Annotated in this window: 11 protein-coding genes; 3 read left to right on the forward strand and 8 right to left on the reverse strand. The window is 58.4% G+C overall.

The window, feature by feature from the left end; genetic code table 11:
• Positions 1-4 precede the first annotated feature (4 nt).
• The gene (locus M727_RS0105180) at positions 5-1,603 is read right to left on the reverse strand and encodes an ABC transporter substrate-binding protein (protein WP_051505523.1); all 1,599 of its coding nucleotides are present in this window, start codon (positions 1,601-1,603) and stop codon (positions 5-7) included.
• 555 nt (positions 1,604-2,158) lie between these two features.
• Complete coding sequence (gene dusA / locus M727_RS0105185) at positions 2,159-3,157, reverse strand: tRNA dihydrouridine(20/20a) synthase DusA (protein WP_027151774.1); 999 nt, start codon at positions 3,155-3,157, stop codon at positions 2,159-2,161.
• Between the two features lie 152 nt (positions 3,158-3,309).
• Between dusA and M727_RS39690 the strand changes: the two genes are divergently transcribed.
• Together M727_RS39690 and M727_RS43750 are read left to right on the forward strand one after the other, a co-directional pair.
• Positions 3,310-3,648 (forward strand): hypothetical protein, encoded by a 339-nt coding sequence (locus M727_RS39690; protein ID WP_027151775.1) that lies wholly within the window; start codon positions 3,310-3,312, stop codon positions 3,646-3,648.
• 220 nt (positions 3,649-3,868) lie between these two features.
• Complete coding sequence (locus tag M727_RS43750) at positions 3,869-4,213, forward strand: abortive infection family protein (RefSeq protein ID WP_280944139.1); 345 nt, start codon at positions 3,869-3,871, stop codon at positions 4,211-4,213.
• 86 nt (positions 4,214-4,299) lie between these two features.
• Here the strand turns inward: M727_RS43750 and M727_RS0105200 are convergent, their stop codons facing one another.
• The 5 genes from M727_RS0105200 to M727_RS42930 all read right to left on the reverse strand — a co-directional run bounded on the left by M727_RS0105200 (position 4,300) and on the right by M727_RS42930 (position 9,324).
• Positions 4,300-5,403: a hypothetical protein gene (locus tag M727_RS0105200; protein WP_027151776.1), complete on the reverse strand. Its 1,104-nt coding sequence runs from the start codon at positions 5,401-5,403 to the stop codon at positions 4,300-4,302.
• 43 nt (positions 5,404-5,446) lie between these two features.
• A complete protein-coding gene (locus M727_RS42920; protein WP_245268450.1) occupies positions 5,447-5,911 on the reverse strand; it encodes a hypothetical protein in 465 nt (154 codons plus the stop codon).
• 131 nt (positions 5,912-6,042) lie between these two features.
• Positions 6,043-7,062 carry a UvrD-helicase domain-containing protein gene (locus M727_RS42925; RefSeq protein WP_051505525.1) on the reverse strand — a complete coding sequence of 340 codons (1,020 nt, stop codon included), beginning with the start codon at positions 7,060-7,062 and terminating at the stop codon, positions 6,043-6,045.
• Positions 7,059-9,092, reverse strand: a complete 2,034-nt coding sequence (locus M727_RS35875) for an AAA family ATPase (protein WP_245268453.1) — start codon at positions 9,090-9,092, stop codon at positions 7,059-7,061. The genes M727_RS42925 and M727_RS35875 overlap by 4 nt, the downstream gene beginning before the upstream one ends.
• Positions 9,085-9,324, reverse strand: a complete 240-nt coding sequence (locus M727_RS42930) for an AAA family ATPase (RefSeq protein ID WP_245268455.1) — start codon at positions 9,322-9,324, stop codon at positions 9,085-9,087. The genes M727_RS35875 and M727_RS42930 overlap by 8 nt, the downstream gene beginning before the upstream one ends.
• Positions 9,325-10,567: 1,243 nt before the next feature.
• Between M727_RS42930 and M727_RS0105215 the strand changes: the two genes are divergently transcribed.
• The gene (locus M727_RS0105215; RefSeq protein ID WP_027151777.1) at positions 10,568-11,842 is read left to right on the forward strand and encodes an FAD-binding oxidoreductase; all 1,275 of its coding nucleotides are present in this window, start codon (positions 10,568-10,570) and stop codon (positions 11,840-11,842) included.
• 106 nt (positions 11,843-11,948) lie between these two features.
• Here the strand turns inward: M727_RS0105215 and M727_RS0105220 are convergent, their stop codons facing one another.
• A complete protein-coding gene (locus M727_RS0105220) occupies positions 11,949-13,277 on the reverse strand; it encodes an aspartate aminotransferase family protein (protein ID WP_027151778.1) in 1,329 nt (442 codons plus the stop codon).
• Positions 13,278-13,340: the final 63 nt, after the last annotated feature.

A 13,340-nucleotide genomic window follows, 5' to 3' on the forward strand; every position in this document is an offset into this window, starting at 1 on the left:
CGGCCTAGGCGAACCACCAGCGTTCGGCGATCTTAAGCCCGTCCATCGGCCAGTTCGACGCCACCTCGCCATGGGCGAGAGCCTTGGTGTGGGCATCGACATAGGAGTTGAAGACGACATTAATGAGCCCGCCGTCGTCATGCAGCAATTGCTGCATTTCGGCATACATGCCGGCACGCTTGGTATCGTCGGTCTCCGAGCGGGCGGCGACGAGCAGCTCATTAAAGCGCGGATTTTTCCACAACGTTTCGTTCCACACCGCTTCCGCCGCATAGGCGGTGGTGAACATCCAGTCGCACGTCGGCCGGCCGGCCCAGTAAGAGGCGTAGAACGGCTTCTTGAGCCAGACATTGTCCCAGTAGCCTTCATTGGGCTCCCTGATCACATTCAGGTTGAGCCCGGCCGCCCGGGCATGCTCCTGCCACAGGAGAGCCGAGTCGGTCGCACCCGTGAACCCGGCATCCGCGACCGACAGGTCGAACTGGGTGTTCTCGGCCCCCGCCTTCTTGAGAAGGCGCTTGACTATGTCCGGGTCGTAGACGTGCTTCGGCTGTGGATCGATCGCGAACTTGACGGTCGGTGCGATCGGATTGTCGTTGCCGACGGCGCCGTGGCCGAGAAACACCTTCCGCACGATCTCGTCGCGATTGAGCGAGTACTTGATCGCATTGCGCACATCGGGATTGTCGAAGGGCGCCTTCTGGACGTTCATGACATAAACGTAGTGGCCGTAGCCCGTCGTCTCCGAGATCACGAGATCGGGGTTCTGTCTCAGAATGTCGAGCGTCTTCAGATCGCAGCGATCCATGTAGTGGACCTCGCCAGTGTTGAGCGCGTTGGTGCGCGCCTTCACATCGTTGATCGCCAGGCATTCGACACGGTCGAACCAGCCCTTGTCGGATTTGAAGTAGCTCGGGTTCTTGTTGAAGGTGGCGATGACGCCGGGCTCGAATTTCTCGAGCATGTAGGGCCCGGTGCGGATGCCCGACTCCCAGTCGACGCCGCCCTCTTTCGCCGGCATGACCGGGATGTCCGACATGATGTAAGGGAAGTCGGCATTGCCGCCGTCGAGTTCGAACACCACCGTCTCGGCACCGTCGGCGACGACATTCTTGACCGAAGCCAAGAGCGATTTCATCACCGATTTCGTGCCCTCGATGCTGTGATGCCTGACAGAGGCCACGACATCGTCGGCGGTAACCGTCTTGCCATTGTGAAAGGTGGCTCCTTTCCTCAGTTTGAACACCCACTTCTTGGCGCCGTCTGACGGCTCAAAGCTCTCTGCGAGGTCGGGGACCACATTGCCCTTGGAATCGATTTCGGTCAGGCCGTTCGACAAGGTTCCGAATAGCGCGGTGGCGATGAACGGGTTGACGTTGGTACTACCCGGTTCCAGTGTATCGGTGGCGGCGGCATCGCCGATGCCGATCTTCAAGGTGCCGCCCTTCTTGGGCTCGGCGTGCACCGCCTGGACGAACATCGCATTGGCGGCCGTGGCGGCAAGGCCGGCGGCGAGCGCCAGCTGAACAAAGTCGCGACGCGAAACCCTGCCTTTCGCGGCAAGCTTGGCGGCCAACTTCAGTTTCGTTTCAAATTCCGTCACAGATCCTCTCTCCCTCGAACGGAAGATCATGCGTGACCCTTGGCGGCCCGAGAGACTTTAGGACGATAGCACAACAGGCATTCCCGAGCTAACGAGGAACCTCGGCAGCGCCCGGTCGGACTCGTGTCATCTCGCTTGCTCCCGCGCGGACTGGGCCTCGCCCGGGGCGGATGGATCGGTCGATATCCAGTTCGTTAGCTGCGACGGAAAGATTGCCAACTGTATTTCGATTACACCTGGCTGGAGTTACTGGGTCCGCCTCTATCACCCGCGCACGCAAATTTTAGATCGCACATGGTATTCTCGGAGCCGAAGCTGATGAATTGATATGAGGATGTCGAATGTCCGCTCTTCCAAAGCTGCCCTGGAATCGCTTCGCTAATGTCCGTTTCTGGCGCTACTTGCCCGTTCGGGTGGCCGCTACTGTTGATTGCAAGCGACCCTGGGCAGCCTTTCGAAACGAACGCCCAACAGAATCATCATTTGTTCTCGCTTAGCGTTGTTTGGCGTACCGTCAACGCGATGCCCTCCACATGATCTTGTGCGATTGGACATTCAGGCTGCTTCGGCGTCCGTCCCGCTAAAATCGACTGCGGCAAAGGCCGCCTTCAGCACATCGGGTCCGGCGCCGGGCCTTGTCGCATCGGTCGAAAGGATTTGCCGGTAGCGGCGCGCACCAGGCAGGCCGTGGAACAGGCCAACCATGTGACGAGTGACATGGCCAAGCCGCCCGCCCCGCTCGATATGGCGTGCAGCATAATCCGCCATCGCATCGATCAGCGCGGCAAAATCGAACGTTTTGGGTGTGTCGTCGTAAAACGCCGCGTCGACGCCTGCCAGAATGCCCGGCGTATGATAGGCGGCGCGGCCGAGCATGGCGCCGTCGACATGATCAATGTGGTCAAGCGCCTCTTCAAGGGATTGAATGCCGCCGTTGATGCCGATGAATTTGTTTGGATTTTTGGCCTTCAGCCGATACACCCTGTTGTAGTCGAGCGGCGGGATGTCGCGGTTTTCCTTCGGGCTCAGCCCTTCCAGCCACGCCTTGCGGGCATGCACCCACAGCGCGTCGGCGCCGGCCGCGAAAACCCCGTCCGCCAGCGTATCGAGCGCCGGCTCAGGATCCTGCTCGTCGACGCCGATGCGGCATTTGACGGTAACCGGAATGCTGACAGACGCCTTCATCGGCGCGACGCAATCGGTGACCAAGTCCGGTGCTTTCATCAGGCAGGCGCCGAACGTACCCGACTGGACGCGGTCGGACGGGCAGCCGACATTGAGGTTGATCTCGTCATAGCCGAAGGCTTCGCCGATGCGGGCCGCCTCGGCAAGCTTCTGCGGATCGGAGCCGCCGAGCTGCAACGCGACCGGATGTTCCGTATCATCGAAGCCGAGCAAGCGCTCGCGCTCGCCGTGGATGACCGCGTCGGCGACGACCATCTCGGTGTAGAGCAAGGCCCGGCGCGTCAACTGGCGATGCAGGAACCGGCAATGCCGGTCCGTCCAGTCCATCATGGGCGCCACGGCCACTCTATGACCTTGATTTTTCAGCATTTTTTCTTCAACATCAAATCGTTAGAACCTGCCGAGTGCACACGAATTTACGCCAGAATACGACCCTTTTCGCCACGTTTCGATCTCTCAGTGCACACGGAGCGCACACGAAAAAATGGCCACCTACACAAAGCTCTCGTCCGGTTCCTGGCGTGTCCAAGTCCATCAGCGAGACCTTCCTGCGCCGAGACGACGCACGGCGCTGGGCAACTGAAACCGGGCGTCAAGTCGATCGCGGTGAGACGCCGATTAAGTCCCGTATAGCGCGCCTGAAAACTTTCCGCGAACTCATCGACCTTCATATCGACGACATGTGCGATGTAGGCAAGTCCCCTCGCCGCTCCAAGGCCGCAGCCCTCGATATGCTCCAAAGACATCTAGGGAAGTGCAACATCGCGGCTCTCGATCGCGAACGGCTCATTCGTTTTGGTCGCGAGTGGGCCGCTCAAGGTGCCGGACCGACAAGGCGGCGGCCGTTCGAGAGCACCTGAACCGTGCCCTTGAGCCTGACGGGCTGGCTGTAACGGTCGTGGGCGGAAAAGCGCATCTGACCGTTCGTGGTGCCTCGGGCATGATCATCCAGCCCTTTATCATCAAGATCACCGTCTTCAACTTCGACACCGTGCAGGCCGAGATTGCCGGCGCGTTGCCGAATGCCAAAGACGACCCGGAGGATGCGGTCACCGCAGCCTGTTCCCTGGTTGAGGCCGTGTGCCGGTCCATTCTTATCGAACTCGGGCTCCCGCTTCCCCCGAAAAGAGACGTCGACGGATTGATCCGCGCGGTTCAGGAGCCGCTCGGGCTTTCGCCAGGCCGTCTGACCTGCCGGCCGAAGTCGAGGCTGACATTAGGACAGATTCTGGGCGGCCTGACCTCTGTGGCATCGGAGCATTGCGCACCCACGCCGGCGACGCTCACGGCCGCGAGAAGGGCTTCAAGCCCATTGACCCGCGCATCGCCCATTTCGCTATCAACGCCGGCAGCTCCATCGCCCTGTTCCTTATCGAGACGTGGGAGCGTAAAGAACATCGGACTCTGCCCCAACATCCGGCATGAACGAGCCTACGTCACGGACGGTTTCTACAGTTTGCGGGTAGCCGTCATTTACGATTGCGTCGCACGAGGGGTCACCAGGTCACCCGTCATCTTTCAGGAAATGTCACCGACACGATATCCTTGTCCGTCAACGTAAGAACGGCTGCGTTGTACCCCGATCTGTCGGCACAGCCTTTAAAAAGATGGCACACACGTCCGTAGTGATGGGCGATCAGATCGAGCACATCCCTCTCCCTGCCATCGGACAGCAACATTGGACGGACGTACCTGAAGAGACCATCCCGAACGTCTATTGGCTTGGCATGTCCCCATCGTTCTACGAACTTATCGCCATAGGGACGCCGATGCATGAATTCATTGCGCAACTGGGTGACGTCCATGAGCCAGCCGCAGATTTCAAACTTATTTTCGCTCGTCGGTTTGGGCTGTATGTACCCTTCCGACTTTAGCAGCCCTAGCAGGGCATCTGCACCAACGTTCTCCGCCCTGATGCCATCCACCAGCCTAGCCATTGAGTCAGTCTTGCTTGGATCCCGGCCGAGTCGCACAGCTATCAGAGCCCCGAGATAATCGCGCGCAGCGCCCAGATGCATGAAGAACGAATGCACGTATGCGTACAGCATCTGATCAGACGTGGTTGCAGACCGTCTGCCATCAAGCATTCCGGCAGCCATCAGGTTGACGAGCTGTTCGTTATAGAATTCGGAAATGTTCTCGATGCTGATATCCATGCTTCGGAGGCTCAGACTGATCGATTGAGCAAGACGCTCTGCCTCGTCCCGGTTGTCGAGGAGGCTGCTAATCTTCTCGTCGGTGGGGGCAATCATCTGCTCGAGCGCACTGCCAGTCCTGTCCTTCGACAGGTTTCCGGCAATCTGGCTCCAATCATCCGCAGGTCCTTGGAGATGATTCGTCTGGCCGGGGACAACGGGGGACCAACTTGAATTGTAGACTCCCCGATGCCAGCCAATCCGGTGGAAGGCAATTGGCCTTAATCCCGCCCGGGATAGAAAAGCCTCTATGCCTTCCCTCGGCATGAATCCCTTTGCACATGCCGTCGTGCCGTCGAACAAGGGCTCAATGTGCCATCGGCCATTGCCCCTCTCTATGGCTCGAACGGCGCCTGTATAGATCACGCTGAAGGCATCGCCGTCGGATTGACGCGGAATGCTTTGCTTCCAGTCATTCAACAGCGGAATCTTTGCACTACCTGTAAATTGTACGGGACGAGAGTCAGTTCGGAAGCGCAAGTAACACCTCATGCGCATCAAACCATCCGTTAGCTATCACATGCGCCTGCACTGCAGCGGGATTCTCCGTGTACGCTACCAGTGCGAGGCTGGTTCTTGCGCGGCTGCAGGTCACATAAAAAAGGCGTCTCGTTCGTTCAATGGAGTTGTCTTTACCTTCTTGCTGGCTCTTTAAGTCGCTCTGAGTCGGGGCCTTGGCACCGAGTAGCTTGTCATAGCCAAACATGAAGCCACGCGCTTCGCTGTCGTCCATCAGGACCAGGACCCGATCGAACTCGAGCCCTTTCACGCCTTGATGCGTGTCGTAAGATGCTTCATGCGCAACATAGGCAGCGTACGGTTCGATCATTGAAAATGGACACTCAAGGAACTCGAGCAGCGCCGCCGTATCCTCGCTGGGTGGGTCGGCCTTCTCGTCTTCCGCCTTCACATTCTCCGTTGAGGTCATTCGTACCGCGAGCACTGCTTTGAGCCTTTCGGGTATGTCAAAGAGTTTCGTCTCGGCTATGCTCTCCAGCACTTGGCCGCAGGATGGCTCGCCGGTCTGCCATGTGGTGTTCGAGCGTCAAGATTTTGCAATCACCAATGCTTTTCCAAAGCGGATCGCTGGTGATCTCCGCCATGTATTCCCGGACTTCTGCTCCAGCGCAGGTTTATCGTCGGTGCCTGTGGGGAATACGAAGAGGCCCACCCCTCGATCGCGTCGTCACGGGGCTCTTGGGTATGCACGTCCGCTGACGAGCGGATCTGGTTGATCAAACGAACGACACGTTTTGGACTGCGATGATTGAGTTTTTTTGCGGGGACTGCCCAGCCCGCGGGGATTTCATCCTCGATACGGTCTTTTGCGTCAGCGTAGATGCGCTGCATTGTGTCGCCGATCAAACCAAGGCTGAAACGCTCTTTATGTGCCTGCTGAACGCTGAGTAATGCATCCACGAGGGCGCCGTGAGTGTCTTGGCTTTCGTCGATGAAAAGGAAAGGGAATTTTTCGACCAGAAGCCGTTGCATAAGTGGTTTGGTATGGAGGAATGACGAGAAAATCTTGATCACTTCGCTGTGGTTCAGCGCATTTCGTTCCCGATTGTCGCCGTTGGGGTTGTAGGTAAATGTTTTGATCTGATCCAAACGATCCAGGCGATGTGCTTTGGACTCAATCTGCGCGAGGCGGGATATAGACGCCTTTGTGCCAGGCTGGCCTTTGACCTCCTCTTCCTGAAGTTCAAGGATTTGGCGCTGGAGCGCGTCGCGCAGCCATGTTCGTATATCGGTGTTAAGGCCTTGGATCTGCTGCCAGGCAAAACTGTGGATGGTCCGGACAACCAAAAGAGGGTCATATTCGGTTCGCCGGATGATCTCGTCACAGGCAGCGTTCGTGTATGTGATGACCGCGACCTGGCGGCCACGCAGGCGAAGCTTTTCGCGAAACTTTTCGCGAATGTGTTGGAGCGCTTTCACCAGCGTCCGGGTTTTGCCGGAACCAGCCCCGGCAAACAGGAAAAAGCTCTTGGGATCGTCCAGCCGAAGGGCATCGGCAATCGTCCCATCAACATGATCGTCCATGCTCATGTTGGAGTTGGATTGTACCAACTCTGTCATGCCGCCACTCCGGCAAGTTCACTTACTACTGCTGGAAGGGGATTTTCGATCACTTTCACGATGCCGAGTTCAAGCTGCTTGTGTTCGAGCTGTTCGGCCAGCCATAGAAGCCCAACACGGATGTAAGGTGGTGGAGCGAGTGCGATTGGGTTTTCAATCTCAAGCAGGTCTAATGCGAACTCCGCCTTGTTCCCTTCCTTCAGATGCTCTTTCAGGGCTACCGCCAATGCAGCACTATCTGCGCTGTCGGTGATGGCTGTGCGGAATTTTGCAATGAGACCTGTGCCATCGAGGCCAGCGAAGAGGGGCAAGTTCGCATAGACGATCGAATCTTCAAGCGTGTAGGCCAGCGCCTCTGCCGCTGTGCCTTTGAAAGTAACTTGCACCGGACTTTGGTAAGCCACGCAAATCGCGAAGCGCTCATCGGTGTAGGTCAGAATCTTGTCCGCGTCAGGCTTGTCCAAAAGCTCATCGAGGAGAGTGGCAGCCGGACACCAGGTTCGAAGGGTCTGATTGCGGGAGGTATAGTTCTGGCCCCTAACCGGTACTGCGACCTTTCCGTCAGCATCGCAAGAGTCGAGATCGGTGATGATAAGGGTTGTCAGGCCAATTCGCTCGACCAGTGCCTTCATGCGGTGGGCGTGGCTTCCACCGATTTCTAGCCAAGTGATGTAGCTCTCAGACAACTTGGCGAATTCAGCATGCTCGTTCACAAAATGAGGGACGAGAATACGTTCGGCTGGCCCCTCGATGAAAATGGCCGCATCGGCAAAGAGGAGATCGCAGTGCGTCACCTTAAGGTAGCGGGTGACGAAACGCTTTGTCTCTGGATCGCCGCCGAACGCATCGTTGAGGTTCAGGACGCATGAGGTCGGAATACTCGTTGCATTGCCCGGTAGACGCCGGAAATACTGGAGCGAGTCGAACTCGCATTCGTGCGCGATGTGGCTTGAATGTGTACTTACCACCATCTGGGTGCGGAAGGGTTCTTTGGCTCCGAGCTCGTCGTGATTGCGGAGAATCTTGTACGCCTGGCGGATGAAGACCTGCTGGACCTGCGTATGGAGGTGCACCTCGGGTTCCCCCGCCTTTGCCTTCGCCTTGCCGACTTTCATCCAGCTGTCGCGAAATGCCATTAAGCGAAAAACCATCGATATGAGATTTTGATATCCGAGACCGTTAGATTCTTCCGGCAGATGGAGATTAACGTGTTTCTCTCCATCATGGACCGCGATCTCGAAACGCACTGCGGCCTCATGATTAAGCCCCTCCACCGGTCGCAATCGTGTGGAGATATTCAACCTTGGATCAGTTACACCCGGATATCCTAGCGTATGCATTTCCTTGAGCGGGCTTTCAAAGCCGTCTGTCAGGCGACTGTCAAAAGCCTGTTGGGCCTGCTCGATCGCCCTTAATGCGTGCAGGTCTTTCGCATCCGGTTTTTCATATGGATCAAGATGGTGGGCGTAGTACTGGCGCAGCTGGGTGGACAGCTTCCGAGAACCGGAAGCCGTAGCAGCCTTGTCATCCTCAAAACCGTCGTCACCGTATCCGAAGCCCCTCTGGGCGCTGATCTCGTCGATTCGAATGAGCCCCTTGAAGGGATCTCCTTCGATTGGCTCATTGCCGTCTAGCTGCTGAGGCTGGGCTACCCCATGCACCGGATCTGCGATGGCCTCCGGGTCCAGCACGTAATATCTATGGGTGAAATAGCTTGTAAGCCGCCGCTGGAGAAAATCGACCAGGTTTTCAGGCCACAGCTTGACCTCGAAAGCGGGCGCGCCCGCCCCCTCTTCCCCGGCAAGTGCCGCTCCCGCCTTTTGGAGCGATAGCACTTCCCCGCGAGCAGACACGTAATCCATCTGCAGCTGCTTGGCATCGCTCGGCTCATAACGAACGCGAACGCCCAAACGGCCAGCGACCCATTCGAGCGTGGGCAGGAGTGGTTGCACGTAGTGCAGCTCAGTCTCGGGGACATCGAGCCAGATATCCACTGATGGCAGCACCGCGCCCCAATCCGGGTCAGGCATCGGTTCCTCTGTGCTGCTCCCAAGCCAAGCCCATCGTATTGATGGCGGGCCAATGGCTCAGAGTGAAGTCGTTGAATGTTTCTCGCTGAACGAGAAAGTACCGAAGCGCCGTAATGGCCGAAATTTTCCCGCTGTTATTGGCTCCTACAAAGACTGTTGTTTTCTTCGATAGACCAATTCGTGTTGAAATCAACTTCCGGAAATTTGAAATCTCAACAAACTCGATGTGCATGGCTGTCCCCCTCCAGCCTTTATATAGCAAATTACACGTACCGCGGAACCTCTTCTGCGACTTCCCACCGATTTGAGTCGGAAAAGGAATATTATTTTTCCAATTCAATCTGGGCCTACCGGCTTCGCTGTCGCCCGACCAAACGCACAACGAGCATCATTCAACCGATATTTGAGGCGCTTTCCAATGCCAGTCTGGCAGTTGCCAGCTAGGATATCCTACGGCCGACGCTGGCGACGTCGGCTCTCGGGGCAGCCGGTGAAGACTGCGCCGCAGCCGTGCCGAGCGCGATCGCGAGTCGCCGCAGGGCAGGTCGACGAGGTTCTGACGTTGACTATCCAACAGGTCGCTATCTGTCGACGAGAGGCTATCTCAGGGCCATATCTTACCACGCATCCCTTCCCGGCCTCACCCTCCTCAAAGCGCCGGCAGAGCCCTTTGCACATTGCACTAAGCGGCGGAAATAGCTGAGAAATCGAGATTCTGGCAAGGTGCAGTAAACATCCACACATTGCGAAATCACCCGTAACCCATTGAAAAACAGACGCCCGACCGCAGCGCAATGTGCTCCCTTTTATCCTGCCATCGGTCTTCGGTCGTGTTTCCCGGCCCTCTCTCGACAACACAAAACCCTCGCTCAACCACGAGGCAATGTCCGGCAGACCCCTGTTGCCCAAGGATCTACGAAAGGAAGCAGATGACTTCTAAAGCATCCCGCTGACGCTTGCGGAGGCTGGTGTTTCAGCTGCGGCCGATCTGCAGTCGCCATGACGATGAATGCGCATTCCTGGCACGATCGGGGCCCGTTGGAAATGCCAGGCTTGACCTCAAGTGCGAGTGGCTGGCCCTGTCATATCGACACTGCGAAGACGTGTCAGAAGCGACCTGGCTGAACAAATGGAGATAAGCCAACGTGTGGCAGAAAGACATCCTTGTGTTGCCTGACGATCTGATTGAAGCGGCGCTTGAGCCCGGATTGGTCACCTGAATGTGCACGAAAGCGATGAAGGCCAGGTCATCCGAAAGCTGACCACCCAGCGCGGCCCGCTATCAAGGGGATTTAGCAATCGCCGAGGCGTCCTGCGGAGTCAGCGCTGCCGCATTTCCTGCGGTTTCCGCCGCGCAGGACGACTGATTGTTGCAGGCCCATGGCAAGGGCCGCTCCTCCCGGCGCGGGGGCGGAGCTACACTTCGTCCTGTCGGCGCCCCCCGGAGCGCGAGACGAGCGCGAGAGGTGTTCAAAATGAAGTTTACCTCCTATTGGCATGATACGTCGAAAGCCTTTGCTGGGGCGACCCGCGAACCCCTCGCTGGGGATTTCGAAGTCGCCGTAATCGGGGCGGGCTTCACCGGTCTCAATGCCGCGCGCAAACTGGCCAAGTCTGGCGTGAAGGTCGCGCTCATCGAGGCCGAGCATGTCGGATACGGTGCATCGGGGCGCAATGGCGGGCACCTCAACAGTGGTCACTTCGCCAGTTTTGGTGCGGCCAAGGCCCACTTTGGAGAGGCGAAGGCTCGTCGGTTCTGGCGCTCCTACGATGACTCGATTGACATGATCGAAGCCATTATTGCGGAAGAGCGCATCGACTGCAGCTTCCGCAGAGGAGGCAAGCTCAAGCTTGCGTCCAAGCCATCGCATGTCAAGCAGCTGCAGGCCATGTGCGAGGAGCTTCGCCGCGAAGTGGACCCCTCGGTGGAGTGGCTCTCACGTGGCGATGTCCGCAAGGAACTGGGTTCGGAGGCCTTTCACGGCGCGGTGCTGTCACCCAAGTCGGCGATGATGCATATGGGCCGGTATGCCAATGGCATGGCGGAAGCCGCCGCTCGCCATGGTGCGGCGATCTGGGAGCACAATCCTGTCCAGTCCTGCATCCGGGTGTCAGATGGCTGGCGGATCACTTCGCCGACCGGCTCGCTCGCTGCCCGCCAGGTCATCCTTGCGACCGACGCCTATACGTCAGAGAATTTTGACTACTATCGGCGACGGATGATGCCGATTGCATCTTTCATCGTCGTGACGCGCCCGCTTACCGCCGAGGAGGTCGCGGCAACTCTGCCCGGCAATCGGAACTACACGAACTCGCTCAACATCGCCAATTACTTCCGGCTCACCCCGGACAACCGACTGTTCGGCGGGCGTGCGAAGTTCTCGGCTGCATCGAACCAGAAGACAGACGCGCGTTCAGGCGAGCTTTTGCGCAAGCAGATGCTTGATGTGTTCCCGCAACTGGCCGATGTCGAAATCGACTATTGCTGGGGCGGTCTCGTCGGCTGCACGCAAGACCGCTATCCGCGCGCCGGCACCGCCGATGGCCTGATCTACGGCATGGGCTATTCAGGACATGGCGCGCAGCTCTCGACGCTGATCGGAAATGTCTTGGCGGACCTTGCAATGGGCCGCACGGATACCAATCCAATCGGCGGCATGGACTGGAATGCCGTCCCGCTGCATACCGGCAAGCCGTGGTTCCTGCCAATGGTGGGCACCTATTATCGGTTGAAGGATATGCTGGCCTGATCCCGCCGACAGGCCCCAAATGGGCCGACCGACACCGCCAATCTCGGCACGCATTGAACCAGGACCTGGGAACCAGGGCCTGGCCACCCGGTCGCAGCTATGCGGTTTAGCCCGCGACCTTGATGAGCGCCCGCTCCATGGCTGCAAGGAAGAGGTCGACATGCTCGGCCTGGCAAACGAGCGGCGGGCGCACTTTAAGCGAATCCTCGTTGGCCCCTGTCGTGCTGACAAGGACGCCGTCGTCGCGCATTGCGTTCACCACATCCAGCGCCATTGCCCGCCGGCTTGCCGCCGCGGCGCCTTCAGGCCCGATGTCGACGCCAAAGAACAGACCGGCGTTTCGGATGGCGCGAACTCCATATGGCTGCTGCGCGATTTTCTCCAGCCCGGCTCGGAGGCGCTGGCTCATGGCAAGCGCTTTCTGGGGGATCTGGTCGCGCTGCAGGATCGCCAGCACGGCGTCCGCGGTCGCTATGCCAACCGTATTTCCTGCGAACGTGTTCGAGTAGCGAGCGGTGGCGCCAAATTGCTCCATCGGTGCTTTGCGACCAACGACCGCGCCAATTGGAAATCCGTTGCCCATCGGCTTGCCGAGGGTAACAAGATCGGGAACGATCCCGTGCCGTTCAAAGCCCCACATATGAGCGCCGGTTCGCCCAAAACCGGGCTGAACTTCGTCGGCGATGACGAGACCACCTGCCTCTCGCACCGCCGCAACTCCCCTTGCAATGAAGCCAGGAGGATCGACCCATACGCCATCGCTGGAAAAAATACTGTCGATGAGCAGGGCCGCAACGCCGATGCCACGACGGTTCAGATCTACAATGGCCGCGCGTACTTGCGCCTCGAAAAAGTCCGCAGCTTGTGATTCCGGCACACCCGCCGGCCCCGGTAGGGAGACCATGCGCACGAATGGGCTGAGCTTGACGGCGTCGCCCAGGTTCGGGGAAACGGCGGCGACAGCCGCGCTGGTGCCGTGATAGGCGTAGCTCGAGACGATCACGCCTTCATTGCCGCTCGCAAATCGCGCGATACGCAGGGCCAGATCGTTGGACTCACTTCCCGTGCACGTAAAAACCACCCGGTCGAGCTCGATTGGGAAAGTGTCGACCAGTCGCTCGGCATAGTCGATAAGTTTTGGCTCGAGATAGCGCGTGTTGGCGCTTATCCGGCCCGCCTGCTCAGCCATTGCGGCGTTTACTTCGGGGTGGCAATGGCCGAGCGACGGCACGTTATTGTAGAAATCAAGATAGGCACGCCCGTCGGGGTCGTAGAGCCACATGCCTTCGCCGCGGACGAAGTGCACGGGCCGGCGGTACTGGAGCCGATAGGAGGCCCCAAGTACTTCGTCACGGCGAGCAATTAGGTCGGACTCGCGCCTCGGAAGGTCGGATTCGCCGGGCCTGTAGCGATTAGGCATGAGATTTGTGGACATGTGCTGCTGCCTATCTGAAAGAGTTACCTTGATCATTTCGCGGTTCGTCTTTGGGTTAGCGTG

The organism is Mesorhizobium sp. WSM2561 (genome assembly GCF_000513915.1).
Taxonomy (GTDB): Bacteria; Pseudomonadota; Alphaproteobacteria; order Rhizobiales; family Rhizobiaceae; genus Mesorhizobium; species Mesorhizobium muleiense.

Excerpts from the sequence above, each read along its gene's own strand:
- M727_RS0105220 (WP_027151778.1), bottom strand. The coding sequence starts at position 13,277 with ATGTCCACAAATCTCATGCCTAATCGCTACAGGCCCGGCGAATCCGAC.
- M727_RS0105215 (WP_027151777.1), top strand. The coding sequence starts at position 10,568 with ATGAAGTTTACCTCCTATTGGCATGATACGTCGAAAGCCTTTGCTGGG.
- M727_RS35875 (WP_245268453.1), bottom strand. The coding sequence starts at position 9,092 with ATGCCTGACCCGGATTGGGGCGCGGTGCTGCCATCAGTGGATATCTGG.
- dusA (WP_027151774.1), bottom strand. The coding sequence starts at position 3,157 with ATGCTGAAAAATCAAGGTCATAGAGTGGCCGTGGCGCCCATGATGGAC.
- M727_RS42925 (WP_051505525.1), bottom strand. The coding sequence starts at position 7,062 with ATGACAGAGTTGGTACAATCCAACTCCAACATGAGCATGGACGATCAT.
- M727_RS42920 (WP_245268450.1), bottom strand. The coding sequence starts at position 5,911 with ATGACCTCAACGGAGAATGTGAAGGCGGAAGACGAGAAGGCCGACCCA.
- M727_RS42930 (WP_245268455.1), bottom strand. The coding sequence starts at position 9,324 with ATGCACATCGAGTTTGTTGAGATTTCAAATTTCCGGAAGTTGATTTCA.